General features: G+C 69.0%; 2 protein-coding genes and 1 pseudogene. All 3 read left to right on the top strand.

The window, feature by feature from the left end:
* Positions 1–353 (top strand): annotated as a pseudogene (locus VN520_RS01595) (serine hydroxymethyltransferase); the annotation flags it as partial.
* A gap of 155 nt (positions 354–508) precedes the next feature.
* A complete protein-coding gene (locus tag VN520_RS01590; protein ID WP_325745003.1) occupies positions 509–1,894 on the top strand; it encodes an L-serine ammonia-lyase in 1,386 nt (461 codons plus the stop codon).
* A 252-nt stretch (positions 1,895–2,146) separates the two neighbouring features.
* On the top strand, positions 2,147–2,557 hold a 411-nt coding region (locus VN520_RS01585), incomplete at its 3' end, for a type IV toxin-antitoxin system AbiEi family antitoxin domain-containing protein (RefSeq protein ID WP_325745002.1).

Here is a 2,557-nt window from a genome sequence, read left to right as displayed (position 1 = left end):
AGCTCTTGTCCGCCGGCGTCAACGTGCTCACCGGCGGCACGGACGTGCACCTGGCGCTGGTCGACCTGCGGGAGTCGGATCTGGACGGCCAGCAGGCCGAGGACCGGCTCCACGAGCTGGGCATCACGGTCAACCGGAACGCCGTCCCGAACGACCCGCGGCCCCCGATGGTCACCTCGGGCCTGCGCATCGGTACGCCGGCCCTGGCCACCCGCGGCTTCCAGGCCGAGGACTTCACCGAGGTCGCCGAGATCATCGCGGCCGCACTGAAGCCGGCGTACGACGCCGACGCCCTCAAGGCCCGCGTGACCGCGCTGGCCGAGAAGTTCCCGCTGTACCCCGGCATCAAGTAGTCACCCGCAATTTGCACACAGGGTGGGGGCACCGCGCACACTGAACCCAGTGAGCCCGGTGCCCCCATCCCTTTGCCCCGCGCTCCCGGGCCCACCCGGCCCGTCCCGCACCACCGGCGGACAACGACGTCCACCAACGCCTTAGGAGTACCCCCGTGGCCCTCTCGGTCTTCGACCTCTTCTCCGTCGGTATCGGCCCGTCCAGCTCCCACACGGTCGGCCCGATGCGCGCGGCCCGCATGTTCGCCCGCCGGCTCAAGAACGAGGGCCTGCTGGCCCACACCGCGTCGATACGCGCCGAGCTGTACGGCTCGCTCGGCGCCACCGGCCATGGGCACGGCACACCCAAGGCCGTCCTGCTGGGCCTGGAGGGCGAGTCGCCCCGCACGGTGGACGTCGAGGGCGCCGACGCCCGCGTCGAGGAGATCCGCACCTCGGGCCGCATCGATCTCCTCGGCATGCACGAGATCCCCTTCGACGCCGACGAGCAGCTGGTCCTGCACCGGCGCAAGGCCCTGCCCTACCACGCCAACGGGATGACGGTCCTCGCGTACGACCGGGAGGGCGCCCCGCTCCTGGAGAAGACGTACTACTCGGTGGGCGGCGGCTTCGTCGTCGACGAGGACGCCGTGGACGGCGAGAACCCCATCGTCCCGGACGACACCGTCCTGAAGCACCCCTTCCGCACCGGCGACGAGCTGCTGAGGCTCACCCGGGAGACCGGCCTGTCCATCTCCTCCCTGATGCTGGAGAACGAGAAGGCCTGGCGGACCGAGGACGAGATCCGGGCCGGTCTGCTGGAGATCTGGCGCGTCATGCAGGCCTGCGTCGCACGGGGCATGTCCCGCGAGGGCATCCTGCCCGGCGGCCTGAAGGTCCGCCGCCGCGCCGCGAACTCGGCGAGGCAGCTGCGGGCCGAGGGCGACCCGCAGACGCTCGCGATGGAGTGGATCACCCTCTACGCGATGGCCGTCAACGAGGAGAACGCCGCCGGCGGCCGCGTCGTCACCGCCCCCACCAACGGTGCGGCGGGCATCATCCCCGCCGTCCTGCACTACTACATGAACTTCGCGGCGGGCGGCTGCACCGAGGCGGAGAAGGACGACGACGTGGTCCGCTTCCTGCTGGCCGCCGGTGCCATCGGCATGCTCTTCAAGGAGAACGCCTCCATCTCCGGCGCGGAGGTCGGCTGCCAGGGCGAGGTCGGCTCCGCCTGCTCGATGGCCGCCGGCGCCCTCGCCGAGGTCCTGGGCGGCTCTCCCGAGCAGGTGGAGAACGCCGCCGAGATCGGCATGGAGCACAACCTGGGACTGACCTGCGACCCGGTCGGTGGCCTGGTCCAGATCCCGTGCATCGAGCGCAACGGCATGGCGGCGGTCAAGGCCGTGACGGCGGCCAGGATGGCGCTGCGGGGCGACGGCAGCCACAAGGTCTCGCTGGACAAGGTCATCAAGACCATGAAGGACACCGGCGCGGACATGAGCGTGAAGTACAAGGAGACCGCGCGCGGCGGCCTCGCGGTGAACATCATCGAGTGCTAGGCAGATGGGCCCTGACCAGCGCGTTCGTGTCTTTCAGCGCTGTCAGGGCCTTCCCTGCTTACGCGGCGGAAAGTCCCTGGAACCTCCCTGGGACAGACGTGAAAGTCCCTGCAAAGTCCCTGGGAAATCCCCCCTGCATGGGCGTCTGACCTGCAGGTTCGCGACATATAGCCAACAACGGGAACTCCACCCCCGCCATCTGCATGTATTAAATCGATCCCCATTCCCCATCGGAGGGGTATCATTCAATACATGAGTGCTGCGGAAATCTCGCGCCTGGAGCAGCGGCTGGCAGGCCTCTCTCCGACGTTCACGACCGCGCAGGCGCGTCGCGCCCTGCTCTCCGCTCGCGATTTGGCCTACCTGGTCACCGAAGGAGAGATCGACGAACTCTCCCGTGGCGTGTACCGGCAGACAGCCGCGCCAGAGACCGCATACGCAGACCTACTGGCCGTGTGTATGCGGGCGCCTCGCGCTGTCCTGTGCGGAGAGTCCGCCCTGGCTATGCACGAGCTGATCGACGACATCCCCAGCGCCGTGCACATCGCCGTACCACGCGGAACACGCCGTCCCACGATCTCTTATCCCCCGACTGTGGTGGCGCAGTACGCGGCGAAGACGTTCAGCCTCGGCGTCGAACGGTTCGAGGCCGCACCGGGAGAG

This window comes from Streptomyces sp., assembly GCF_035563135.1.
In the GTDB taxonomy this organism is placed as follows: Bacteria; Actinomycetota; Actinomycetes; order Streptomycetales; family Streptomycetaceae; genus Streptomyces.
This window is presented reverse-complemented; position numbering and strand designations above follow the sequence as displayed.